Source organism: Pseudoalteromonas sp. NS-SX12, from assembly GCF_057367955.1.
Map to the genome: position 1 here is coordinate 2,962,411 of NZ_CM170634.1, position 25,015 is coordinate 2,987,425.

Sequence of the window (25,015 nt, forward strand, 5' to 3'; positions counted from 1 at the left end):
AATGCACTTTTTTGCATCTTTTAGCAGCATTTTTTGCAAAATACTCTAAAAAAGTACATTTAAAGAAAGGACAAATGGCCGCACAGCAGTTACAAGAAATTTACATCTCTATACTGAGAGTAACTCCGGTGATGCCAAAGTAAGTTGATGTTGATGCAACAATGCCATAATTTGAAAGTGAATTTCATCACTAACTTGCAAGTAGGTTTCGAAGTTTGTGGTAGCAATATACGACAGCACGTACAATTCAACGGCAAACGGGCTAAACCCTTTAAAATAAACACGACACGGATTTTCATCTATCAACTCGTGGTTATCTAACAAGGCCTTTAGCGCCACATTAAACTGCTCCAACTGGCTGTTTGACTCTGGCATCGCAAGCAATAATTTAGGGCGAAACGCCATTTTTTCACGTTCCGAAAAGTTTTCAATTTCCATATCAATAAACTTAGCGTTGGCAATGTACACCACTGTACGTTCGATAGTACGCACGCGAGTGGCGCGTAAGCCAATTTCTTCAACTGTGCCAATAAACTGGCCAATACGGCATAAGTTCCCCACTTTAACGGGCGTTGATGAATAGAGAGTGATCGCCCCTATTAAGTTCTCGACCGATTTTTGCGCCGCAAGTGCAACAGCCAAACCGCCAATTCCTAAACCAGCCATAATAGTAGTGGCACTGAAGCCTAAATTCTCAAGCCAAATTAAGGCAGCTGCAATCACCAATAATGACTTAACGACATTGCCTGCAGGCCTTAGTAAGTAGGTTGCATGATCTTTTCCCTCGGCAATCAGTTTTTCTGAATACTTTTGTTTGAACAAATCGGCAATGCGCCATAAAAACCACAACCACGCAAAAATAGACAATGTCGACGCTTCAGCAACGGCTTTTACCGCAAAAGTTACATTCGAGGTATCTGCGTAATTGCGCGCTAGAATCGTGGCAGTCAAAAAGCTTAATGGGCCATAAAGAAACTGTATATAATTAGCGACTTTAAGATTGGCAAAACGGGTAACACGGATTAAAAGCCAAAAGCCCACTGAGGCAAGCACAACATAAAGCAGCAAGGTTACCGAAAAATAAAGCCATTGCCATAACATCACCCCCATAAAGCGATAACTTGGCAAATTCATCGATAGCCATTCACCTAACTCACTGTAGCCGTAGTACTTATCGAGCAACGGGGTTTTTGCCACCGTTGCATTTGAGATTTTCCAAATTCGATTATCGTTAAACGGAACTCGTTGCAGCAACACAGCAACTTTGCCTTCGGGTGTATCTATGGTGCCAACTAAATCGCGATAGTCAGGTACATTTTCAGGCAAGGTGCCCAATGGATCGTTCGACAAGCCATCAATATCAACCCACAGCGCACGGTCTAAACTGACATGGAGTTGGCGGGCGATTTCAGCTTTATGTGTCTCTTCTACCTTAAATGGTAGATTGCGAAAATCGAGGTAATTTGCAGCCTGCTCATAATCTGATTGACGTGCGGCGGTTAAAAAACCTTGCATGCTGCCGCGTGGTGTTTCGCGACCGAGCATATCCCAGCCGATAAAGGTATTAAGTGACTTGTCTTGTGAATGAGTTTGCTCAACGTTTTCTTGTTCAAGCAAATCTTTAACGGTTACTTCGTTTTTCGGCTGCGCTAACGCAACGCCGAAAAACAGGAATAAACCCAAAAGCAAACTGTGCCAGATTGTGTGTTTCATGTGCTACATTCCCTATTCACATTTGAGTTTATTTTAGCGATTAACTGTGGCTTTTTGCCTTATTAAATAAAGCTACTTGCTCGTCACTTGGTTCGTCAGTAAGACGACTGACAATCACAATCGCCAAAGTAGCAATAATAAAGCCAGGTACGATCTCGTACATTAAGCTACTTAAGCTATCACCATTTACACTAATTGGTAAATAAATCCACAGTAATACTGTCACCGCACCCGAAATAATACCCGCAAGCGCGCCCTGCTTAGTCATACGTGACCAATACAAACTAAGTATAACAACCGGTCCAAACGCCGCACCAAAGCCAGCCCAAGCATTACTTACTAAACTTAAAATTGAACTGTCACGGTCATAAGCGAGGAAAATAGCAAGTAACGCGACTGCAAGCACTGAAATACGGCCTACCGTTACTAACGTCTTTTGTGACGCTTGTTGATTAAAGAACGCTTTGTAAATGTCTTCTGTAAGCGAACTAGACGTTACCAACAGCTGTGATGAAATCGTACTCATAATCGCAGCTAGAATTGCCGCTAATAAAAAGCCTGCAATTAATGGATGGAACAATACTTGCGATAATAAAATAAAGATGGTCTCAGCATCTTTTAATTCAGTACCCGTTTGATTGACATACACAACACCAACAAACCCTGTCGCTAATGCACCGATAAGTGACACAATCATCCAACTCATGCCAATACGACGCGCCGTCGGTAAATCTTTAACTGAGCGAATGGCCATAAAGCGCACAATAATATGTGGTTGTCCAAAATAACCTAAACCCCATGCCATCGCAGAAATAACACCCAGTACAGAAACACCCGACGCAAAACTGAGTAAACTTGGGTTAATTTGTTCTACCGTTGCCACCGCATTAGATAATCCGCCAACTTCACTTAATACCACAAACGGCACTAACACTAAGGCTAAAAACATAATGCAACCTTGTACAAAGTCAGTCAGGCTAACCGCCAAAAACCCACCAAACAAAGTGTACACAACAACAACGCCAGCAGTTACATACAGACCTAACTCGTAGCTTAAGCCAAAACTTGATTCAAACAGCTTGCCGCCTGCAACCACACCAGATGAGGTGTAAAGTGTGAAAAATACAATAATTACAATTGATGAGATAACGCGTAGCACGCGCTTATCATCGTTAAATCGGTTTTCGAAAAAATCAGGAAGCGTAATTGAGTCATTTGCCAATTCGGTATAACTACGCAAACGCGGTGCAACAATCAGATAGTTAAGATACGCACCAATAATCAAACCAATGCCAATCCATGCACTACTGAGTCCCGACAAGTACATTGCACCTGGCAGACCCATTAGCATCCAGCCACTCATATCGGATGCGCCCGCCGATAATGCCGTTACACTTGGGCTTAAATTTCTACCGCCGAGCATGTAGCCTGATACGTCACTCGTTGACTTTTTATAGGCATAAAAACCAATGCCTAACATCACGATAAAATATAAGGCTAACGAAAAAATTGTGCCGAATTCCAAGTTATCTCTCCTAGGTACTAAACTTAGTACTTTATTCGCATTTTCACATCAAATACGAGCTGTCATAATATTTCACTATATCAAAACATTACTTTGATTTGTTTATTTCTTGCGATTAATGCAACTGATAGTGCGTCAAATTTGTTCACCTAGGAAAAAATAACCAAAAACAGGTGAAATGCACACTCAATTATCCTATATTCAAGTCATAAAAAATTCTAAAGACAACATACAGGACCTCTGCTTTTATGTATTTTTATGCAGCGAGACAGCCTATTCTAAACCGAGAAAAGAAGCTAATTGGCTACGAACTACTTTTCAGAGACAGTTTAGAAAATGTATTTCCTAATATAAACGAAGACGAAGCAACATCACGTTTAATTGAAGGTAGCCAATTAAGCCTTGGTTTAGAGGATATGACAGGCGATAAGCCTGCGTTTATCAATTTCACTCTTGAGACGCTACTTAAAGGGTATGCAAAAACCCTTGAGACAAAAGAAGTGGTTGTTGAAATACTTGAAACCGTACAACCGGGTAAACGCCTATTAGCCGCCGTAAAAGAACTCAAAGAAATGGGCTATACGATAGCGTTAGACGACTACAAACATGCCCCTGTATGGCGTCACTTTTACCCTTTCGTCGATATTATCAAAATTGACTGGCTTGACACCTCGCTTGAGCAAATACAAGAAATCATTGCTCAAACCAAAGACTTCCCAAGCATCAAATTTCTCGCAGAAAAAGTAGAAACTCCTGAGCAATTTGAAAAAGCAATGGAACTTGGATTTGATTACTTCCAAGGATTCTTCTTTGCTAAACCAGAAGTGGTACAAAGCCGTGCACTAGCGCCAAACGAAATGACATTGGCTGAGCTTCTTTACCAAACATCAAGCCCAGATATGGACTTAAAGAAAGTAACCGAAGTATTTGAGCGTGATGTTAACTTATCGTACAAGTTATTACGTTATTCAAATTCAGCGGCATTTAAGCGTCGCGCAGAAATCAGCACCATTAAGCAAGCGTTGGTTGTACTGGGTGTAGAAGAGCTAAAACGTTTCTTATCAGTGCTGTTCACAGCACAAGTTGCTTCAGATAAGCCACCTGAACTAATGCGACTTTGCTTAACGCGCGCGAAGTTCGCTGAGCAATTATCTGAACAATCAGGTCAGTTCCAAGAATCATCTAAAGCGTTTTTAACTGGCATGTTGTCGCTTATCGACGGTATTTTAGATCAGTCTATGGACGCCATTTTAGAAAAACTACCGCTCTCTGAAGAGATTAAACTTGCCATTCTAAAGCGTGAAGGCCGTTTAGCAGACTACCTTGGTTTGGTTGAAGCATATGAACAAGCAAAATGGCAAGAAGCCAATGAGATTCAAACCAAACTGAACTTAAATGCAGATGATATTCCAACTGCATACCACGATGCATTGCAGTGGGCTAATTTACAAATGGAAGCAATGAGTAACTAAGCTCAAAGACAATCTATTTTGCACATAAAAAAACCGACAATTAAGTCGGTTTTTTTATGTCTTAAGCGAAATAGTTTAGCACTTTACAAATTCTCGAAGAAATCGTCATTAGCAGTTTCCTCTTCGGTCTTTTCGACTTTTGGTAAAGGTGGATTACCATCATGCAGTTCGTAAAGCTGACGCTGAAGATAAATATCTTTCATAAACAAATATGGATCGAGTGATTCGTTCAGCAAAGCCTCCTGAGGAATAAGCGATGCACGCGCCTCTAAAACTTTAATCACCCACTTACCAATTGTAGCGGGTGTACCAAGCGAGATACTTGGCAATACAAACGCATCCATCACATCACCAGAGATATTTCTCGCCGTACTTGGCCCGTAAGCAGGAAACATTAAATAAGGTCCATCGCCTGCTCCCCATACACCGAGTGTTTGACCAAAGTCTTCCGGCTCTTCAACCAAACCAATCTCTGAGGCAACATCAAAAATACCAAAAATACCCACAGTCGAGTTCACTAAAAAGCGTGCAACGCTAACGCCCGAATTTGAAACTTTACCCTGCAGCAACGAGTTTGTTGCATCAATCGGCGCATCGAGATTATTCGTTGCATTAACTAAACCATTACGCACAGGCTGAGGCGTTACCTTGCTGTAACCTACCGCAGCTGGGCGCAATACGTACGCATCCAACACATCCATATTAAAGTCATAAATCGGACGGTTCATCGATTGCAACGGATCTCGAGGATCGTCTTTTTCTGGTGGCACCTGTGCGCAACCCGTTAGCAGTAGTACAATAACTGCCGCTAACAGGCTAAACACAGACTGGATTTTTTGATTAAGCACTCAGTATCCCTATTAAAACTTAAAGTAATGTATCAATTGTTAATTCAACTTGATTGACTTGCTCGATATCAAAACCTTTGGTCTGTCCTTCAAGTTCGCCAGCTTGCGTATCAACTTTATCGTCATTACTCACACGCGCTACCACTTTAACGCGCTTAAACTCAGCAAAGCTCATGCCCGCAACCATCGCATCACTTTCTGATAACGTTACTTGCAGCGGTAATTGCCATTGTGATTTTTTCACAACAGCTAACGGCATTGGAGGACCGCTTTCGGCTTTTGCAAATACAAATAACACACCATTACGCGGTAATTTGTCTTTCAGTTCATCTGATAACGTAATATTTACCGCGACTGAGCGCCCTTGTCCAAGTGAATTTTGTTTAGAAGTGTTAGATTGCTCAGCAACTTTCGTTTTTAACTCTTCAACGCGTGCTGACAACATTGCGTAGCTCGGGTTAGTTGTCGACATGCGTCCCAGAATAAGCTCAAACGCAGCCAGTGACTGTTGCCAATCACCACGCTCATAAGCAATTAATGCTAGCATTGAGAGTGCGTCAGTATTGCTTGGTTCTAACTTTAATACTTGAGAAACCGCCTTCGCTGCTTGATTCATCGAACTTTCTGAACCTTCAAGCATCAGCACTTGTGCCTTACTAACTAGCGCATTTACGCTTTTTGGGTTCATCGCAAGCGCTTTATCAAACGACATATTTGCTGCTTCAAAATCATTTAGCATAAGCATAATACGGCCAAGTAACAACCAAGCCATCTCGTCATCGCCCTGCTCGGCTAATTTAGTGCGCAGACCTAACGCCAGCTGTTGCATCTCATTATTAGATAAAGGTTCGCCCTGCTGCAATACCGCACGCTTGCCGAGCTCTGGTAAGTTATCTTTCGCTTGCTGCCACTGAGTAAGTAAGTTAAAGCTGCCTGTCATTAAATAAAACACCGCGCAGAATGTTAGCGTAAACATACTTGCCGTGAGCGCAATAACCGAACGGTTACCGCGCTGGCTTAATTGTTGCTCAGGCGCAAGCTCTTGTAATAAAGCTTGCTTTTGCTCAATTACTGCAGTGTTATAGGCATCGTCACTCAGTTTACCGGTATCAACTTCTTGTTTTAATTCATCAAGACGCGACTCATAATCTGAAATACGAAGTGCGTTTGCATTAGGGCTCGTTTTTACCGCTTTTTCTTTACGAATAAATGGAAAAACGACGAACAATAAACCAAATACAATTAACGCAGCAGCATAGATATAAAATGACGTGATCATGCTACTTCCTTATACTTAGCAATCAGTTTCGACAGTTTTTGTTCATCTGCATCTGTCCACGTTGAACGACTTTGCGCTTGTTTCTTCTGCTTAAAAAGAATTAGCACAAAACCAAGCAACACAAAGCCAAGTGGTAACACCCAAAGAAGCAGTGTTAACGGTGTCACTGGCGGCTTGTAGTGAACAAAATAGCCATAGCGATCAATCATATAGTCAACTACTTGATCTTTAGTATTACCCTCTTGTACTAACTGAAGCACTTTATCACGTAAGTCTTTGGCAACCACTGCATCTGAGTCTGCAATATTTTGGTTTTGACATTTTGGGCAACGTAATTCAGCCGTTAATTGGCGAAATAATTGCTCTTCTTCTGCGCTATTAAATTGATATTGGTTCTCGGCGGCAAATAGCTGCGCAGCAAATACCGTTAATAAAACCATTAAAAAATTCTTCATTACTGGAGCTCTAATAACTTAGGTGCAAACTTGGCACGCCATACTCGTTCATTAATATCACCGGTGTGATGTAAAATTATCTTACCGTTTTTATCTACTAGGAAGTGCTCTGGCGCACCCGAAACACCTAAATCTAACGCCAGTGTGCGATTAAGATCGAGAATGTTAAATTGATACGGGTCACCTGTGCGCGCCAACATACCCTTTACTTCACTTTGCAATGCAGGTAAATCAAACACATCACCGAAGTCTGGGTCATAGTTTTGCTCGTAATACAAACCGATAATTTTTATGCCTTGTCCGCGCAATTTAGTCAGATAAGGTAATTCAATTAAACACGTTGGGCACCAAGTCCCCCACACATTTAATAAGTACACTTCGCCAAGTAAATCTATATCGCTCCAGCGCTTTTTCTCATCCATTAGATCCGGCAAACTGAACGCTGGCATAGTGTGCCCTATACGCCCAGTTTCAATTTCCTTTGGATTACCAAATAAACCTTTCAGTAAAAAAACACACAGCACAGCAAAAATAATAAACGGCACTAACATTAAAGTTTTGTTTTTCATGCAATCGCCCCTTTAATGGTTGCCTTAGATGCCGCCGTTTTACGACGATAGCGCTTATCAAGCATCATAAATACGCCAGCAAGCGACATTAAAATACCGCCAAGCCACATCCAGCGCACAAACGGTTTTTCATAAATACGTAACGCCCATGCACCGTTACTAAGCTGCTCACCTAACGCAAGGTATAAATCACGACTTAACTTGGCATCGATGGCCGCTTCAGTCATTACTTGCATGCCTACATCGTATTGACGTTTTTCGGCGTAAAGCTCGGTTACTTTTTGGTTATCTTTAAAGACAGTTACAACGCCAGCATGACCTTTATAATTAGGGCCGACAATGGCTTTTACACCGTCAAAACGATAGCTGTAATCATTAAGTTGAACTTGTTCACCAGGGTTAACTTTTACTTGTTTCTCTACCGAGTAAGCTGACGTTAGCGTGACACCGAGCACCACAAACGCAAAGCCTAAGTGAGCAGTATGCATCGCCCAAAAACTGTTACCCAATTTTGTCAGTGACATGCCTTCTTTGCTTAACTTTTCAAACAAATCAATCGCCACGGTTAAACAAACCCAAAGGGCAAAGAAAACACCAACCAAGGTGGTAGTCGACACATTTTCATAACTTGAATAAAGCCATGCAAAAGTAACGACAGCTGTCACAACGAGTGCGCCAACCAGCTTTTTCATTACATGAGAAAACTTATTTTGTTTCCAGCGCAGCATAGGCCCTAAGCCTAATAGTAGTGAGAACGGCATTAACAAGTAGAAGAACATTTGATTAAAGAAAGGTACACCAATTGAAATTGTGCCCATTCCAAGCTCTTTGTGCACCATAGGCAATAAAGTGCCAAGCAGTACAATGAGCATTGCTACACACAATAATAAGTTGTTGAGCCACAGCGCTACTTCACGAGAGAAAAACTTATAACGAGAAGTAGATTCGACCGTACCTGCTCTTAATGCATAAAGCAGTAAGCTACCGCCTACAACAATGGCAAGGAACGACAGAATAAACGAACCACGACCCGGATCAGTGGTAAAGGCGTGTACCGATACAATAATACCCGAGCGCACAATAAAGGTGCCAAGCAGTGTTAACGAGAACGCAGCAATCGCAAGTAATACCGTCCACGACTTAAATACGCCGCGTTTTTCAGTTACCGCGAGTGAGTGGATAAGTGCAGTTGCTACAAGCCATGGCATTAGTGATGCATTTTCAACTGGATCCCAGAACCACCAGCCGCCCCAACCAAGCTCGGCATAGGCCCACCAAGAACCAATCGTAATACCAAGTGTCAGGAACAACCACGCGGCCATAGTCCAAGGACGTGACCATTTTGCCCAGGTATTATCTAACTTACCCATTAACAGCGCCGCAATCGCAAATGCGAACGACACCGATAAACCTACATAACCCATATACAGTAATGGTGGATGAATAATCATGCCCGGGTCTTGTAACAATGGATTTAAATCATGCCCTTCAATTGGATAGTAAGGCAGTAAACGTTCGAATGGGCTCGACATTAGCAGCGTATAAAGAATGAAGCCAAGGCCTAAGAAGCCTAAAATCGACAGTACGCGCGCGCGCAATTGCCACGGCAATGATTTAGACGCAAATGCGACAATCGCCGTCCAACCAGTTTGCATTAATACCCAAAGTAATACGGCACCTTCGTGACCACCCCAGGTAGAGGTAACTTTATAATACCAAGGCAACTTAGTACTGCTGTGACTTGCGACATATGCCACGGTAAAGTCATCGATTAAGGTAACGTAAATTAAAATAGCGAAAGAAATCGCCGTAAAAATAAACTGCGCTAAGGCAAACGATGGTGCGCTTTGCATTAGGCGTAAATTACCTTTCACAGCACCATACATAGGATAAACACTGAGTAATATCGCAAACGCTAACGCCAGCGTTAACGATAAATAACCTAATTCAGCAATCATAATTAGTAACCGCCGTTATTTAGGTTATATTTTGGTTTTTCGTGTTTAATGCCCTTAACAGCTTCTGCAACATCAGCCGGCATATACTCTTCATCGTGCTTAGCCAGTACTTCAAACGCTTCAATTACATTAGGCTCAATTAGCACGCCCTGTGCCACAATACCCTGCCCTTCACGGAATAAGTCTGGAAGAATACCGTGGTAACGGATCGTTACTAAAGGACCGGTATCAATCAGTTTAAATTCAACATCTAACGATTCTTCGTTACGTACTACTGAACCCGGCACAACCATACCGCCAATGCGTAGCTTTTGACCGATAAATGGTTTTTCTTTATTTGGCCCTTTACCCTCAATTAGCTCTGATGGGGTATAAAATAAATTGATGTTTTCTTGCAACGCGTAAAGCGTTAAGCCTATTGCCGAGCCAATACCCAAAAGCACCGCAATAATGGTAAACATTCGTTTTTTACGTCTTGGATTCACAGCCCCTGCTCCTTCGCCTTTTTAATACGAGCTTCGCGCGCAATTTGCGATTTTACATCTTCTAAAATTTTGCCGTGAGTGCGCTTACTTGATATAAAAATACCTAATAAAATCACTGCACATGCCCCATATGAGAGCCAGACATAAAAGCCATAGCCACCCATAGCGAAAAATTCTGAAAGCGAGTTAAACTGCATTTTTACCTCCACTCACTAAATTACGCACCCAGGGGCGGTGCTTTTCTCTTTCTAAAATTTCATTTTTTAAACGCATTAGCACGATAACAGCCATTAAGCATGCGAATGCCAAAATATTAATAAGCAATGGATATAGCATGCTGCTATCAATTGCTGAACCATCAAACTTGGTAATGGTTGAACCTTGGTGCAAGGTGTTCCACCACTCAACTGAGTAATGAATAATCGGCACATTAACCACACCAACCATGGCTAAGATACATGATGCACGACCTGCCGCACCTTTATCTTCAAAAGCGTGATAAAGCGCAATCACACCAACATACAAAAACAATAAAATCAGCATAGTGGTTAAGCGCGCATCCCATACCCACCAAGTGCCCCACATAGGTTTACCCCATGCAGCACCTGTGATTAATGCAATTGCTGCGACTGCTGCACCCACTGGTGCAATAGCAATTACGGCCAATTCAGCATTTCGGATCTGCCACACCATGGCAATAAATGCGGTAATTGCCATTGAGGTGTAAGCCCCCATTGACAATATGGCGGAAGGAACATGAATAAAGATAATTCGATAACTGTCTTTTTGTTGATAGTCAGCTGGCGCATACGCAAGACCCCAAGTCCAACCCACAATCAAACCAATTACGGCAACGACGGCAAAGTACGGCATCAAGGTATTGCATACTTGATACGCTTTTTCTGCTTTCGCATATGGATGTAACCACTTCCACATAACTAACTTACACTCACTTTTAAAGATGATGAAACGGCAAATGGCGCTAAAACACTTGCACCAGCAAGCAGCGCCCCTAATATGGCTAGTTGACCCGAGTAGTCAAGCGACATAGAGCCTGCGTCGATCGCAGATGTCGCAAAAATTAGTACCGGAATATACAAAGGCAATACCAACAAGCTAAGCAGTACGCCGCCTTTTTGTAATCCCACAGTTAACGCCGCACCTATCGCCCCGATTAGGCTTAACAACGGCGTACCAATCAGTAGCGTTAACAAGGTCGCTGTTAACGCTTCGCTTTCTAAATTAAGTAATAAGGCGAACATGGGTGTCATTAGCACCAAAGGTAACCCAGTAACCGTCCAATGTGCAGTAACCTTAGCTAACACAGTCAATGATGTTGGAAATGGACTCAACATCATTTGCTCTAACGTACCATCCACGTAATCATCGCGGAACATTTTATCTAAACCTAGCATGGTAGAGAGCAATGCAGCTACCCAAATGATTCCTGGTGCCATACGCGCTAATAGATTAGGCTCAGGACCAACCCCTAACGGAAATAAGGTGATCACAATAATAAAAAACAAAACAGGATTGATAATTTCTGAGCGCTGACGAAATGCCAACGTGAGATCTTTTTTATAGATACTTGAAAATAAGCGCCAGTAAGAATCGTGAGTTTTCATTTAGAAACGGTACTCCAATACTAAGCGCGACAGTTCGGGGAAGTGCTCTGTTAGGTCTTGGTGGCTAGTTAAAATAATCGCGCCACCTTGTGCCAAATGTTTTTTGAATTGCTGCTGCAATAGCACCACACCTTTTTTATCCACCGCAGTGAAAGGTTCATCGAGCATCCAGAGCGTTGCTTTATTAAGCCAAAGGCGTGCCAGTGCAACACGACGTTGTTGCCCAGCCGAGAGTAAACGTACTGGCACATCTTCAAGGCCTACTAATCCAAGTTGCGCTAATACATCATGTAAATCTTGTTGTGTTTCTAAGCCATGGGTTTCAAGCCAGAAGGCAAGATTTTCAACTGCAGTTAATTGACCATTTACCCCAGTTTTGTGACCAATATAAAGCGTATCACTTGCAAATTGCAAATTATCTTTGGCAATGTCTTGACCTTGCCACAAAACCTTGCCTGATTCAGCACGCACAAATCCCGCTAGAATACGTAGTAGCGAGGTTTTACCCGCACCATTTTGCCCTTCTAACTGGACAATTTGCCCTTGATGTAATTCAAAAGAGAGATCTTCAAACAAACATCTATCTTGCCGAATGCAGCAAATTGAATCTACTTTTAACAAGTTTAATCATCTCTCGACCTAAAATTGGGCATTAGTCTAACATAATGGTATTGTAAAACGTAATCTCCTCGACAAGAGAAATTGGCAATAGCTTGATTTAAAACAGATGACCGATATTCAATCTTTGCTAAATGTTGTTAGTAGCGCCACTGTTGATACAGAGCAAAGCGCGTTATCGCAATTAAGCCCCACACAGCAAGACCAAGTAAAACAATTGCAACAGTTAATGCAGCAGTTAAATTTACCCACAAAAACAAGTCAAAAATTGCTCACTGCACTGCTAAACGAAACACTCAATGTTAGCAATGTTGATATTAGTAAAAATAAGCTGTCGTTTAATTTACCTCAACTAACACCAAAGCTTATTGAGCTAATTATTCCTAATCAAACAATACAGTTACAAACAGATAAGGCACAGGTAACATTAAGCACCTCGCTAACTGACTTGTTAGTCTCTCTGCCAAAGCATGAAATTAAGTTACCAAACAACGTGGTTTTTCAGCTTCTTAAACTCGCCACAAACGATATCAGTGCACAGCCTACGCTCAAATTACCAGCTCACATTGTCAATCAACCCAATTTACTTGCGGTTGAATCGCAAAAAGCCGCTATCACCAGTGATTTACCAAAAAACTTAGTCAGTTTAGTGAAGCACAATCAACCCGCAATAATTGAAATAGCGACTAAACAAGAGAAGTTTAGCTTTAGTGTAAAACTCGACAAACACAGCCAACCGGTGCTAACCCAACCTTTGTCGATGAAAAAAGTAATTGATTTGATTAAGCTGCAAAATGCACCGCTACAACTTGATACCGCCAAAGCCCCAGCGATTAAAATTAACCAAAATGCCGTTCAATTGCCGTTAGAAAATCACCTCGTATCAAATCAGATACTCAAGCCGAATTTAAAAAATTTAGGTGATAAGGCGGTGCTAGCGGTGCCAAAGCTTGAAATGGCGATTAAATTAGTTCAATCAGATACTAAACAGCTAAAGGCGCAAGACTTTATTGCTGCACCTAAGCCACAAAGCCATCAGCTACCCGTCATTAATCAACTTACATCGTTAAAAGCAAGTGTTGCTAAACCGCTACTTGAACCCATTATGGCAAGTATTCGCTCGTTATTATCAGGACGAGAAGTCACGATTAAACATGCCGCGCAAGGCAGTATCAACATACAAGTGACTGCAACAAGCCCAAATACAAAAGTAGATGTTACCTTACCTAAGTTGGAGATAAAAAGCGGCACTGAAAAACTTCCTACATCGCCTATTCAAAGCGAAGCGCCAATTCAAAAAGCACCGATTTACGCTCGCCCTCTTGTCACCACTCCCTCGCTTAAGCCAAGCGCGAGTCTACAAGTTCCAGTTGTTGCGCCCAATCAAAGTGCAATTAATATAAAATCGAACCTTAGTGAGCTTACTGCCAAACTAGAGGCTACAGCAAAACAAAATCCACTCAGCATTTTGACCCAGCAAATTAGTAAACTTGCGTCAGAGCCAAAATTGCCTGAACCATTAGCCCGATTAGTAAATCAAGCGTTTACACGAATAATCAGCGAAGGCACAGCGGTGCCACAAACTGTACTGCAATTGAAATCGGTAGTAGCACCACTGCAAAATACCCAAACTGATACATTGCAAACGCCTTTTGGCGCGATGGAACACGCCAAAATTTCTCTTGCAAGCAACGGCGTTTTACAACAAGCAACGCTCAATCATGAGCTGCAAGGCAAACTTGAAAATTTACTGCCCATTTTACTTGGACTGTCGAAAGGGCTAACAAATAAAAAAGACAGTAAATCCCTAAAAGGCCAGTTAGCGCTGCCAGCATTACTACAAAAAAATATGACAGACAGTCTTAGCGCGCTACAAAAAGGGTTGCAAGGAAATGCCAGCAGCACATCACAACAAACGAGTAGTACCGAACAACAACAAGTCAATATGCAGTTTTCAATACCCATGCAACAAAATGAAAAACTAGCCACAGCACCTATTTCAATTGAAGAAGAAAAACGAAAAACGAAAAACGGCGAATTGGTATCTGTATGGCGTATTAATTTAGCGTTTGAAGTAGAAAATTCAATTTTAAATATTGGTGCAGAGCTTATTAAAAAGCAGTTATCTCTGAGTTTTAACTCATCACATACGCGATTGATTGAGAAAGCAAAAACCCGAGCGCCTTTATTACAACAAAAACTGACGCAACACGGTATTGAAGTAACACAAAGCGAATTTCATGTATCAGAACAACAATCACTGTCAACACGCTCCGGCATAGTTAACATTAAGGTGTGATATGACAACGCAAAAATCAGCAATCGGCTTAATATATGATGGCCAAGGCGCACCAGAAGTAAGCAGTAAAGGGTTTGGGGAGTTAGCCGAACACATAATTCAATATGCGAAAGACAATGATATTTTACTTCATCAAGACGAAGCGCTAGCAAACAGCTTAGCAAACCTCGAAGTGGGGCAAGAAATTCCAGAAGAGCTTTATTATGTTATTGCCGAACTCATTGCATTTTCATATGTGCTGCAAGGAAAGTTCCCACCGGGCTGGTTAGCGCTGCACAATAAATTAGATGTAAAGGTGTAAGCTTATACCAATTTACTTATGTAGCTGATCATTCTAGCGGGCTAAATATCATGCTAACTGCGTTATAATTTATCAATGTAGAACAACTACATAGGAAAAATTACACCGTGTTATCATTTCATTTATCCAGCGCTATCCCTGATCTCATACTTAACAGAATTGGTATTTTTTGCACTTTTGTATGCATAAGAAGGTAAACGCTAAAGCTAATTGAGCCGTTGTGAATTTAGTTCTATATCGAAGCCTAGCGTTAATCGATTATATACTGCAGTTTGAGGCGCAATGGAAAGGTAACCTAGAGCAGCCGCCCTAGGTTAGAAAATAGTAATTACTCACCTTCTTTTTGGTGAAGCGTAAATAACAACTCAGCTTCTGCGCGAGGCAATTCACACTCTCGCATCACTTCTTCGATATCAGCCCCAAGCTCAATCATTTTTACTGCGCGTGAGTAAATTTTAGATTCAGGATCAGCCAACTGAATATCTTGTTGTTTTTGTTTTAGCTCTTGCGTTTCAGATTGAAGTTCCATCACATGCTTACCAATTTTAAGTAGGCCCGAGCGGATCTCTTCTATTTCGTTTTTATTAATTGTTTGCTGTTTGGTTAACTGCGATTCACTTTGTGAGTTAACAATTTGCACCTGTTTTAAACGCGAAAGCGCACGAAACGCAACAACACAGGCACAAACCGCAACACAAAGCGCAAGAATAGAGATAATTTGCCAAATCATTAGAAATTACTTAGCTCATCCCACTCTTCATCACTTAGAAGTTTATTTAGATCGACTAAAATAAGTAATTCGCCATCGCGATTAGAAACACCTTGGATAAACTTAGCACTTTCTTCAGTGCCGATATTTGGTGCGCTATCGATTTCAGATGTGCGTAAGTAAACTACTTCTGCAACGCTATCAACCAAAATACCAATCACTTGTTTTTCAGCTTCAATAATCACAATACGCGAGTTGTCGGTCACTTCTGCACTTTGTAAACCAAAGCGAGTACGTGTATCAATTACTGTAACCACGTTACCACGTAGGTTAATAATACCTAGCACATAACCCGGAGCGCCTGGTACAGGAGCAATTTCACTGTAACGCAACACTTCTTGCACTTGCATTACATTAATACCGTACGTTTCTTCACCTAAGTGAAACGTAACCCATTGCAATACTTCATCATTTACGTCGGTTGCATTTGACGAAAGAACTCTTTCTTCACTCATTTTTAAGCTCCTATCCAATGTGGATATGTATTAACTGCTACTAACTAAACGACTTAGCGCTATGCGTCATCGTCTTGGCTATCTAAACCTTGATCTAATAATTCAGTCATTGCTGATACATTAATTAAAGCACACATTTTCTCTTTAATTAATCCCGCTAGCCATGGTCTACGACCACCTTTATCACGCCATTTAATATCTTGATGCGATAAACTGACATTATCAATTAAACGCTCAGCTAACAGCCCCCAGTTAGATTCACCTAACATTATAAGATACTGATAGTTTAGCGCTTCTTCTAACTTTTTGTTATATTTTTCTGGCATTACCCAACGCGCTGAATCAACTACGTTGAGCTTTTGTTCACGATGAAGCATCACCCCTTTAAACCAATCTGGCTTGCCAAATATTTGATTTACTTCACCTAATTGGTAGATTCCACCTAATGCCTTGAGCGGCACAGCAAGCGTTAAGCCTGCAACTTCAAAGTAAAGCGCCTGGAATTCGTCATCATCATATGTGGCATCTTGCGTGCGTGCTGGCGGTAACGCAACTTCAACCGCTTCAACTACCTCTACCTTAACTTCCGGTACAATTACAGGCTCTTTTACAACTGGCTTTGCTATTACCTTTTCAGTTGTAGCCTGCTGATGCTCGGCAGCTTTAACTTCAACGTCACTTAATAAATTTTCAACTGGGTTGGCGACTGAGTCGCGCGCAATATCTTCTTGCAATAAGGCATCTAGATACTGCTTCATTACCTTTTCATTTGCAAAAAGTTGCTTAGTCATTCACTGCCTCTTCAATGTGTTCTAGCAAAGAAGTATAAGCAAATACCCCGCGTGATTTCGGACAATATTTGTGTGGTGCCTGCATGGCTAAACTTGCATCTCGTAATTTAGTATCGACCGGAACAACGCCCGGCCATACTTTTTCGCCATAAGTGGCACGTAATTTTTTATATGCTTCAAGTGACGCTTTAGTGCGCTTATCGTACATAGTGGGCACAATCGTATAGTTATACGATTTATTTTGTGAACTTTGCATTAGCTCCATAGTGCGCATCATACGGTCTAGGCCCTTTAGTGCTAAAAACTCCGTTTGCACAGGAATTAATACGCGGTTGCATGCAGCGAGTGCATTAACCATTAATACACCAAGTACTGGTGGGCAATCCAAAATCGCAACATCGTATTCGTCACTAATTTTATCGAGTGCATTGCGCAAAATAAGGCCCATACCACTTTTTTTACCGAGACTTCTATCTAGTGTGGCAATTGCCATAGTAGCTGGCAAAATATCTAAATTTTCTACCCCTGACGGGCACAGAGATTGCAAAATTTCTTCACGTGCCATGGTTTTACCACGTGAGAAAATATCAAACACACTCACTTCTAGCTCTTCAGAGTCAATACCAAAATAATAAGTCAATGACGCGTGTGGATCGGTATCAATCAGCAACACACGTTTACCACGAGACGCTAATAAGCCTCCCAAGGTGACTGTGGTTGTGGTTTTACCCACACCGCCTTTTTGATTTGCTACCGTCCAAATTTTCAAGCGAATACCTATTGTTCTTGTTCTCGGGTTGTTATGCGAATACCACCATTTGGTAATTCGATTACTTTAAGTGAATCGTCTTTTTCTGCATCCTGCCTTAACTTCTCCACCGCTTGCTCAGTGGTTTGTTTTGCGTTAGCTGTTATCTCAGTTTCACCGGTTTCTGGCAATGCATATTTTGAAATTGCGATCACCACCTTGCGATTTTGTTGACGCCCTTGTTCGTCATTATTATCGCTAAACGGCGAGTACTCACCATACCCTTCAATAGCCATTCTTGCAGGGATTATGCCGAGATACTCAAGCCATACCAGCACTTCGGTCGCACGGGCTACCGATAAATGCCAATTAGAACGAAATACTTCATTATTTATCGGCTGATTATCAGTGTAACCACGCACTCTTAAGTAGTTTCGGTTAGCATTTAAAATTGGCAGTAATGAACGTAAAACAGTTCTTGCACGTTCAGTGGCAACCGCGCTACCGCTGGCAAACAACAAGCTTGAACTCAGCTCTATGGTAAGCCAATTCATGTCTTTTTCTAACTGCGCTTGCCCCGCTTCAATTTCATCAGATATCGCTTTTTTAAGCTCTTCTTCAAGCGCATCGAGCGGCTGGCCTAAATACTTTTGCTGTAAATTACTCAGCTCTCCTCGCCCATCGACAAGTTCTGGCCCTTTTTCTTCATTTACAATACTAATGCCGTGCAGTTGCGAATCAACTTTTGGTTCGTTGCTCGTAAGAATGCCTTCACCAGATACGCCTTTTCCCGTACCTTTGCTAAATTGGTCTGTTGTTTTAAACACATGAGAAATTGTGTCTGACAACACTGAAAATTTTTCTTCTTCGATAATGGCCATCGCGTACATCACAACAAATAATGCAAACATTAATGTCATATAATCGGCGTAAGAAACTAGCCAGCGATGTGTGTTATCGTTTTGTTCGGTTTGCTTAAAAGGCTTAAAGCGTGGCATACACGACTACCTAAACAACGACTTATTATTTTTTTCGATTAAGTACGCCGAAAGCTTTTGTTCAATGGCATTAGGCGTATCACCTTGAAGAATGCAAAACATCCCCTCAGCTAACATCTGATGATAACGGCAATGTTCATCCACTAAATAAGCCAATTTATTGGCAATTGGAATATAAAGAAGATTGGCAAAGCCAACACCGTAAATAGTAGCAACAAACGCAGTGGCAATACCCGCACCTAACATATCGGGTTGTTGAATAAAGTTCATTGCTTGAATAAGACCGAGTACGGCGCCGAGAATACCGAGAGTTGGACTGTACCCCCCCATGGCATGATACACTTGGCTTGACTCGTTAAGTGCATTGCGACGTTGCAAAATTTCGTTTTCCATGGTGTCAAAGAACTGCTGCTCGTCACTGCCGTCAACAAGCAAATTTAGGCCTTTTGATACAAAGTGATCTTTTTCATCAATAGCAAGGTTTTCTAACGACAAATAGCCGTCATGACGTACTTTTGCCGCCCAGTTTTTTACTTGCTCAATGCCTTTTGCAAAATCATGCTTAGGTGGCGTTATCACCCAAGGCAGCATTTTAATGGCTGTGGTAAACTGGTATTTAGTTGCCTGCAACATTACCGCGCCAAGCGTACCGCCAAACACAATTATGAATGCTGACAAATCAAACAAATTCGCCAGCACACCACCTTCAATGGTATACCCTAAGCCAATTGCTACAAACGCTATAATCGCACCAAAAACGGCTAGTTTATCCACAACCTATTTCCGTGTTGATATGTTTAGCAACGTCATCCAATGCGATGCTTTTCTCGCTTAAACCAGCACTTGCAACTGCTTGGGGCATACCGTATACAACGCAAGACGCCTCATCTTGTGCCCAAATTTTAGAGCCCGCCTGTTTAAGCATACGTGCGCCATCTCGGCCATCAGCTCCCATACCAGTAAGTACAATTGCCAACACTGAGTCACCGTAACTTTTTGCTGCACTAGCAAAAGTGATATCAACGCTTGGTTTGTAAGTGACACGAGCGCTATCATCTTCATAGATTTTTAGCTTTTGATTGCCGCTACGACCTTCAACTAGCATTTGCTTACCACCAGGTGCTAAATATGCAACGCCTGGTCTGAGCAAGTCGCCGTTTTCTGCTTCTTTAACTTTGATTCGACAAAGTGAATCCAATCGCTGTGCAAATGCCGGTGTAAATGCACCTGGCATATGTTGAATCAACAAAATTGGATGAGGAAAATTGGCTGGTAACTGCGTAAGCACTTTTTGCAGCGCAACCGGACCACCTGTAGAAGTACCAATTGCCATTAACTTATATTGTTTACCAGATGCTTTTGGTCTTTCGCTTTTAGTTGCCGCACGCGAATCAGCCGGTGTGGAGCGAGCAGCAAAGGTTCTATCAGGCTGACGTAACGTTGAGCTAGTGCTGCGCTCAGGTGTTGCTCTTGCCGTAGACGCTTGATTTAATGTTGCACGCTGTGGTCTAAAACCACCTACTCGGCGACGGCCTATTTCTTTAACTTTTTGTTGAAGTACTTTCGTTGCTTCTTCTTTGTCGCGAGCAATATCTTCAAACTTTTTAGGTAAAAAGTCTAACGCGCCGGCATCAAGTGCATCAAGCGTTGCACTTGCTCCATCATGCGTTAACGAAGAGAACATTAATATTGGTGTCGGCGTTTGCTGCATTATTTGCTTTACAGCGCTAATACCGTCAAGCACAGGCATCTCAATATCCATTGTGATAACCGATGGTCGTAATTCGGCAGTTTTTTCAACCGCCTCTTTACCATTGTTAGCTGTGCCAATCACTTCAATATTGGGATCTTGACTCAAGATTTCACTCACACGACGGCGAAAAAAACTTGAATCATCTACTACTAAAACCCTAATTGTCATTAAGTGCTCTCTTACTTTTTATTGCGACCTTGGCCTGCGTAGTGCTTTAACAAGCTTGGTACATCTAAAATTAGTGCAATGCCACCATCTGACGTAATTGTTGCGCCCGCCATACCCGGCGTACCTTGCAATAAAGCATCTAATGGCTTGATTACCACTTCTTCCTGACCAATCAAGGAATCAACCACAAAGCCCATTTGTTGCGTACCTAATTGCACAATAACAACATGCCCCTGCGAACGCTTTTGTTCGCTGCGAGGATTCCGTAACAACCATTTTTCTAGATAGAACAACGGAATCGCTTTATCACGTACGATAATCGTTAGCTGCCCATCAACTAGATTTGTTTTAGTAAGATCTAAGTGGAAAATTTCACTTACACCGGCGAGTGGTAATGCAAACGTTTGCTGACCAACTACGACCATTAAAGTAGGTAGAATAGCGAGCGTCAGTGGTACTTTAATTTCAAGTACTGTGCCTTTGCCTTTTTCTGATTCAATATTCACTGTACCGTTTAATTGGGTAATTTTGGTTTTAACCACGTCCATACCCACGCCACGACCAGAAATATCAGAAATCTCTTCTTTGGTAGAGAAACCTGGCGCAAAGATTAAGTTATACGCTTCGTTGTTTGACAGTCGAGCTGCCTGGTCGGCATCTATTACACCTTTACCAATCGCTATACTTTTCAGCTTTTCTGCGTCCATACCCGCACCATCATCTTCAATGGTAAGTAAGATATGGTCACCTTCTTGTGATGCTGACAGCGTCACCGTACCGGTGCGTGGTTTGCCTGCAGCTTCACGATCGTCTGGCATTTCAATACCGTGATCCACCGAGTTACGTACAAGGTGAACTAGCGGATCTGCAAGTGCCTCAACAAGGTTTTTATCTAAATCTGTTTCTTCACCAACTAGCTGTAAATTAATTTCTTTTTTCAAGCTGCGAGCTAAGTCACGTACAACGCGAGGGAAACGGCCAAATACTTTTTTGATTGGCTGCATCCGGGTTTTCATTACCGCGCCTTGTAAGTCTGCGGTCACCACATCTAAATTAGAAATGGCTTTACCCATACTTTCATTACTAACGTTAGCACCTAAGCTGACAAGTCGATTTCGAACCAATACCAGTTCGCCGACCATGTTCATGATTTGGTCAAGGCGTTTGGTATCAACACGCACTGTCGTTTCAGCCGGTGGCGCTGCCGGTTTAGCTGGTGCTTTACTTGGCGCTGCAGCTGGTTTGGCTGCACTTGGCGCAGCAGGCTTAGCAGCTGCTGGTTTTGGTGCTGAAGCTTGTTGTTTCGCCGGCGTTGGCTTAGCCGCAGGAGGTGGTGTTGGCGTTGCCGGTTTTGCCGCTACCGCATCAGTATTAAATGATTTTTCAGCAGTGCTTGGCGCACTACCCTTGCCATGAAGTTCATCAAGTAGGGCTTCGAATTCATCTTCGGTAATGTCTTCATCGTCACCCGATGAAGCCGCTGGAGCTGCACTTTCTGGCGCACTTGTCTCAGACGCGCCACCGAATGAACCAGCGCCATGTAATTCGTCGAGTAAGCTTTCAAATTCATCATCAGTGATTTCATCAGAGTCGCTACTTTCACTCGCTTCTGGCGCTGCATTAGAGGCTGGGCCATTACCAGAGCCGTGTAACTCATCTAATAAGCTTTCAAATTCTTCTTCTGTGATATCGTCAACGCTATCGCCAGAAGATTGTGCTTCATCACTTGGCGCATCAGCATCAAATAAAATATCACCAAACGGGTCTTCTTCGACAGCTTCTGGTTCGACAATTTCTTCTGCTGGCGCTTCGGCTACCGGTGCTTCATCTGCGCTTTCAGGCTGACTAAGTCTATGTAGTTCTGCCAGTAGCTGCGGGTCAGCAGGATCGGGCTGAGCGCGATTTTGAATGTGAGCAAACATTTCATTGATGGTATCAAGTGCCTGTAAAATCACATCCATTAATTCAGGAGTAACCCTGCGTTGGCCTTGTCGTAAAACATCGAAAATATTTTCTGCGCCGTGACATGCATCGACTAGCTCTGTCATAGACAAGAAGCCAGCGCCCCCTTTTACGGTATGAAACCCTCTAAATATCGCATTCAGTAAATCAGCATCTTCTGGATTATTTTCCAGTTCAACTAACTGTTCTGAGAGCAACTCTAAGATTTCACCGGCTTCGACTAAAAAGTCTTGTAAAATATCTTCATCGACATCAAAGCTCATGCATTTTTCTCCGATTAGAAGCCCAAACTAGACAGCAGATCGTCTACTTCATCTTGACCTGAAACCACATCTTCACGTGATTCAGCATTTATAATTGGACCTTCAGCTACTTGGTCTAATTCACCATCAGCAACCATTTGTTGTTCTTGTTGTATTGTCGTTTCAGGCGATTCATCATGTTCTACAGGTGTGCCAAACACAGTTAACATATGAATCAGGCTATCCTCGACTTCTCGGACAAGCTCGATTACGCGTCGAATAACTTGACCTGTGAGGTCCTGATAACCCTGGGCCATGAGCACTTCTGTCATTAATGCATTTAATTTATCAGAATTTGTTTTTGCTTCGTCCATAAAGCCGTTTAGCTCATGACATAACACTTTAAACTCACCAACTTTAAGATCTCGCGACATTAATTTGTCCCATTTGGGCTTAATATTGTTGAGACCTGTTTGCAAGTTATCGGCAATAGGCAGCGATGCTTCAACGGCGTCCATCGTTGTATTCGCAGCTTGCTCTGTCATTTCCATAACATAATTGAGACGTTCTTTTGCGTCAGGAATAGACTCAGTTGTTAACGCCGATAAAGTGGTATCAAGTTGAAAATTTTTCAATGAATCATGCAGTTGACGAGTTAGTTTGCCTACCTCATCAAATAATTCATCTTGCTCAATTGCCGTAACTTGCTTTAGCAGCTCTTGCGCTTGTTGTTGCTCATCGTTTTCAAGAAACGCAACTAGCTGCTTAGCTTGTTCTAAGGTAATTTGAGGCGCAGCACTTGCTGACATAAACCTCTCCTTCCCGTTAGCCTAAACGCTCAAAAACTTTATCAAGCTTTGTTTTAAGCGTTGCTGCTGTAAATGGTTTAACGATATAACCGTTTACACCTGCTTGCGCTGCAGCAATGATCTGCTCTTTTTTGGCTTCCGCAGTTACCATTAGTACCGGTATGTGTTTTAGACTGTCATCCGCGCGAATCGCGCGCAGCAAATCTATACCTTGCATACCTGGCATATTCCAATCCGTAACTACAAAGTCAAACTCTTGGTTTTGCAGCATTGGTAGCGCAGTGCTACCGTCGTCTGCTTCTTGCACGTTTGTGAAACCAAGATCTCTTAACAGGTTTTTAATGATTCTTCTCATCGTTGAAAAGTCGTCAACTACAAGAATTTTCATGTTTTTATCCAAAATATCCTCCAGTGAGGTATGCACCTAATTGTTTACTTACTACTTTTATTCTATATCCAGTCATGGACTTTTGCTTTAAGGCGCACCATGGCCTGACTATGTATTTGGCTCACTCTTGATTCACTCACTTCAAGAATTAGCCCAATTTCTTTTAAATTCATTTCATCATTGTAGTAAAGTGACAGCACTAACGCTTCTCTTTCTGGCAAAGTTTGTATTGCCTCTACTAACGCTTTATTAAATTTATCCTGTTGAATATCAACTAATGGATTTTGTTCTTTATTGCCGAGCCCTGCGTCGATGACATCTTCATCAACACCGAGATCTTCAATGCCGATAATTTTACCATTGCTTATATCCCTTAGAATATGATGGTACTCATCTAACGTAATATCAAGTTTTTCAGCTACTTCACTGTCTTTTGGTTCACGTCCGAGTGATGATTCTAGCTGATTGATGACCGCGGCGACTTCACGGGCGTTTTTATGTACTGAGCGAGGTACCCAGTCTCCTTTACGCGTTTCATCAATTATTGCACCGCGAATACGAATACCCGCATAGGTTTCAAAGCTCGCACCTTTACTGCCATCAAAGTTCTTAGCAGCCTCAATGAGTCCTATCATGCCTGCCTGAATGAGGTCTTCGACAATAACGCTCGCCGGTAGACGCGCTAAAATATGGTAGGCAATGCGTTTAACCAACGGCGTATGCTGTTCGACAAGTTGCGATAATTGATTTTGATTAGCATAGGCAGCGGTTCTTTTCATAGGCGT

General features: G+C 42.1%; 26 protein-coding genes. 3 read left to right on the forward strand and 23 right to left on the reverse strand.

The window, feature by feature from the left end:
• Positions 1–108: 108 nt before the first annotated feature.
• Positions 109–1,713, reverse strand: coding sequence for a mechanosensitive ion channel family protein (locus AC2IOM_RS13770; RefSeq protein WP_486358676.1), 1,605 nt, complete (start codon positions 1,711–1,713; stop codon positions 109–111).
• Positions 1,714–1,753: 40 nt separating this feature from the next.
• The gene (gene putP, locus AC2IOM_RS13775; protein ID WP_105170677.1) at positions 1,754–3,238 is read right to left on the reverse strand and encodes a sodium/proline symporter PutP; all 1,485 of its coding nucleotides are present in this window, start codon (positions 3,236–3,238) and stop codon (positions 1,754–1,756) included.
• A 248-nt stretch (positions 3,239–3,486) separates the two neighbouring features.
• Here putP and AC2IOM_RS13780 point away from each other — a divergent pair, with 248 nt between their 5' ends.
• Positions 3,487–4,710 (forward strand): EAL and HDOD domain-containing protein, encoded by a 1,224-nt coding sequence (locus tag AC2IOM_RS13780; protein ID WP_010560546.1) that lies wholly within the window; start codon positions 3,487–3,489, stop codon positions 4,708–4,710.
• A gap of 83 nt (positions 4,711–4,793) precedes the next feature.
• On the opposite strand, the gene AC2IOM_RS13785 is transcribed toward AC2IOM_RS13780, so the two are convergent.
• From AC2IOM_RS13785 to ccmA, 10 genes are read right to left on the reverse strand one after another with little or no spacing between them, the layout of a single operon-like run.
• Complete coding sequence (locus AC2IOM_RS13785) at positions 4,794–5,558, reverse strand: MlaA family lipoprotein (RefSeq protein ID WP_486358677.1); 765 nt, start codon at positions 5,556–5,558, stop codon at positions 4,794–4,796.
• Between the two features lie 19 nt (positions 5,559–5,577).
• A complete protein-coding gene (ccmI, locus tag AC2IOM_RS13790) occupies positions 5,578–6,837 on the reverse strand; it encodes a c-type cytochrome biogenesis protein CcmI (RefSeq protein ID WP_486358678.1) in 1,260 nt (419 codons plus the stop codon).
• Positions 6,834–7,292, reverse strand: a complete 459-nt coding sequence (locus tag AC2IOM_RS13795; RefSeq protein ID WP_054978333.1) for a cytochrome c-type biogenesis protein — start codon at positions 7,290–7,292, stop codon at positions 6,834–6,836. The genes ccmI and AC2IOM_RS13795 overlap by 4 nt, the downstream gene beginning before the upstream one ends.
• The gene (locus tag AC2IOM_RS13800) at positions 7,292–7,861 is read right to left on the reverse strand and encodes a redoxin family protein (protein WP_486358679.1); all 570 of its coding nucleotides are present in this window, start codon (positions 7,859–7,861) and stop codon (positions 7,292–7,294) included. Before AC2IOM_RS13800 ends, AC2IOM_RS13795 begins: the two co-directional genes overlap by 1 nt.
• A complete protein-coding gene (locus AC2IOM_RS13805; protein ID WP_486358680.1) occupies positions 7,858–9,819 on the reverse strand; it encodes a heme lyase CcmF/NrfE family subunit in 1,962 nt (653 codons plus the stop codon). Before AC2IOM_RS13805 ends, AC2IOM_RS13800 begins: the two co-directional genes overlap by 4 nt.
• 2 nt (positions 9,820–9,821) lie before the next feature.
• Positions 9,822–10,304 carry a cytochrome c maturation protein CcmE gene (gene ccmE, locus AC2IOM_RS13810; protein ID WP_100913031.1) on the reverse strand — a complete coding sequence of 161 codons (483 nt, stop codon included), beginning with the start codon at positions 10,302–10,304 and terminating at the stop codon, positions 9,822–9,824.
• On the reverse strand, positions 10,301–10,501 hold the full coding sequence (gene ccmD / locus AC2IOM_RS13815) for a heme exporter protein CcmD (RefSeq protein WP_010560553.1): 201 nt from the start codon (positions 10,499–10,501) through the stop codon (positions 10,301–10,303). The genes ccmE and ccmD overlap by 4 nt, the downstream gene beginning before the upstream one ends.
• Complete coding sequence (locus tag AC2IOM_RS13820; RefSeq protein ID WP_010560554.1) at positions 10,491–11,240, reverse strand: heme ABC transporter permease; 750 nt, start codon at positions 11,238–11,240, stop codon at positions 10,491–10,493. Before AC2IOM_RS13820 ends, ccmD begins: the two co-directional genes overlap by 11 nt.
• 2 nt (positions 11,241–11,242) lie before the next feature.
• Positions 11,243–11,929: a heme exporter protein CcmB gene (gene ccmB, locus AC2IOM_RS13825; RefSeq protein WP_010560555.1), complete on the reverse strand. Its 687-nt coding sequence runs from the start codon at positions 11,927–11,929 to the stop codon at positions 11,243–11,245.
• Positions 11,930–12,550 carry a cytochrome c biogenesis heme-transporting ATPase CcmA gene (gene ccmA, locus AC2IOM_RS13830; RefSeq protein ID WP_010560556.1) on the reverse strand — a complete coding sequence of 207 codons (621 nt, stop codon included), beginning with the start codon at positions 12,548–12,550 and terminating at the stop codon, positions 11,930–11,932. It lies immediately after the preceding gene.
• A gap of 106 nt (positions 12,551–12,656) precedes the next feature.
• Between ccmA and AC2IOM_RS13835 the strand changes: the two genes are divergently transcribed.
• Together AC2IOM_RS13835 and AC2IOM_RS13840 are read left to right on the forward strand one after the other, a co-directional pair.
• On the forward strand, positions 12,657–14,846 hold the full coding sequence (locus AC2IOM_RS13835; RefSeq protein ID WP_486358681.1) for a hypothetical protein: 2,190 nt from the start codon (positions 12,657–12,659) through the stop codon (positions 14,844–14,846).
• 1 nt (position 14,847) lies between these two features.
• Complete coding sequence (locus AC2IOM_RS13840; protein ID WP_100913029.1) at positions 14,848–15,147, forward strand: EscU/YscU/HrcU family type III secretion system export apparatus switch protein; 300 nt, start codon at positions 14,848–14,850, stop codon at positions 15,145–15,147.
• A 328-nt stretch (positions 15,148–15,475) separates the two neighbouring features.
• Here AC2IOM_RS13840 and AC2IOM_RS13845 read toward each other — a convergent pair whose 3' ends face one another.
• Genes AC2IOM_RS13845 through AC2IOM_RS13895 form a run of 11 tightly spaced genes read right to left on the reverse strand, consistent with a single transcriptional unit; the run spans position 15,476 to position 25,009 of the window.
• Positions 15,476–15,877, reverse strand: coding sequence for a DUF2802 domain-containing protein (locus AC2IOM_RS13845; protein WP_010560559.1), 402 nt, complete (start codon positions 15,875–15,877; stop codon positions 15,476–15,478).
• On the reverse strand, positions 15,877–16,371 hold the full coding sequence (locus AC2IOM_RS13850) for a chemotaxis protein CheW (protein WP_010560560.1): 495 nt from the start codon (positions 16,369–16,371) through the stop codon (positions 15,877–15,879). Before AC2IOM_RS13850 ends, AC2IOM_RS13845 begins: the two co-directional genes overlap by 1 nt.
• Positions 16,372–16,430: 59 nt before the next feature.
• Complete coding sequence (locus tag AC2IOM_RS13855; protein WP_486358682.1) at positions 16,431–17,162, reverse strand: chemotaxis protein CheW; 732 nt, start codon at positions 17,160–17,162, stop codon at positions 16,431–16,433.
• Entirely contained in the window at positions 17,155–17,931 is a 777-nt protein-coding gene (locus AC2IOM_RS13860; protein WP_010560562.1) for a ParA family protein, read from the reverse strand. Before AC2IOM_RS13860 ends, AC2IOM_RS13855 begins: the two co-directional genes overlap by 8 nt.
• Before the next feature lie 8 nt (positions 17,932–17,939).
• Positions 17,940–18,908, reverse strand: coding sequence for a flagellar motor protein MotB (locus tag AC2IOM_RS13865; protein WP_486358683.1), 969 nt, complete (start codon positions 18,906–18,908; stop codon positions 17,940–17,942).
• Positions 18,909–18,914: 6 nt separating this feature from the next.
• Positions 18,915–19,682 (reverse strand): flagellar motor protein, encoded by a 768-nt coding sequence (locus tag AC2IOM_RS13870; protein ID WP_394226731.1) that lies wholly within the window; start codon positions 19,680–19,682, stop codon positions 18,915–18,917.
• A complete protein-coding gene (locus AC2IOM_RS13875) occupies positions 19,675–20,829 on the reverse strand; it encodes a protein-glutamate methylesterase/protein-glutamine glutaminase (protein WP_486358684.1) in 1,155 nt (384 codons plus the stop codon). The genes AC2IOM_RS13870 and AC2IOM_RS13875 overlap by 8 nt, the downstream gene beginning before the upstream one ends.
• An 11-nt stretch (positions 20,830–20,840) precedes the next feature.
• A complete protein-coding gene (locus AC2IOM_RS13880; RefSeq protein ID WP_486358685.1) occupies positions 20,841–23,054 on the reverse strand; it encodes a chemotaxis protein CheA in 2,214 nt (737 codons plus the stop codon).
• A gap of 14 nt (positions 23,055–23,068) precedes the next feature.
• Positions 23,069–23,842, reverse strand: a complete 774-nt coding sequence (locus AC2IOM_RS13885) for a protein phosphatase CheZ (protein ID WP_486358686.1) — start codon at positions 23,840–23,842, stop codon at positions 23,069–23,071.
• Between the two features lie 16 nt (positions 23,843–23,858).
• Positions 23,859–24,242 (reverse strand): chemotaxis response regulator CheY, encoded by a 384-nt coding sequence (cheY, locus tag AC2IOM_RS13890; RefSeq protein ID WP_010560568.1) that lies wholly within the window; start codon positions 24,240–24,242, stop codon positions 23,859–23,861.
• Between the two features lie 50 nt (positions 24,243–24,292).
• Positions 24,293–25,009 carry an RNA polymerase sigma factor FliA gene (locus AC2IOM_RS13895; protein WP_010560569.1) on the reverse strand — a complete coding sequence of 239 codons (717 nt, stop codon included), beginning with the start codon at positions 25,007–25,009 and terminating at the stop codon, positions 24,293–24,295.
• Positions 25,010–25,015: the final 6 nt, after the last annotated feature.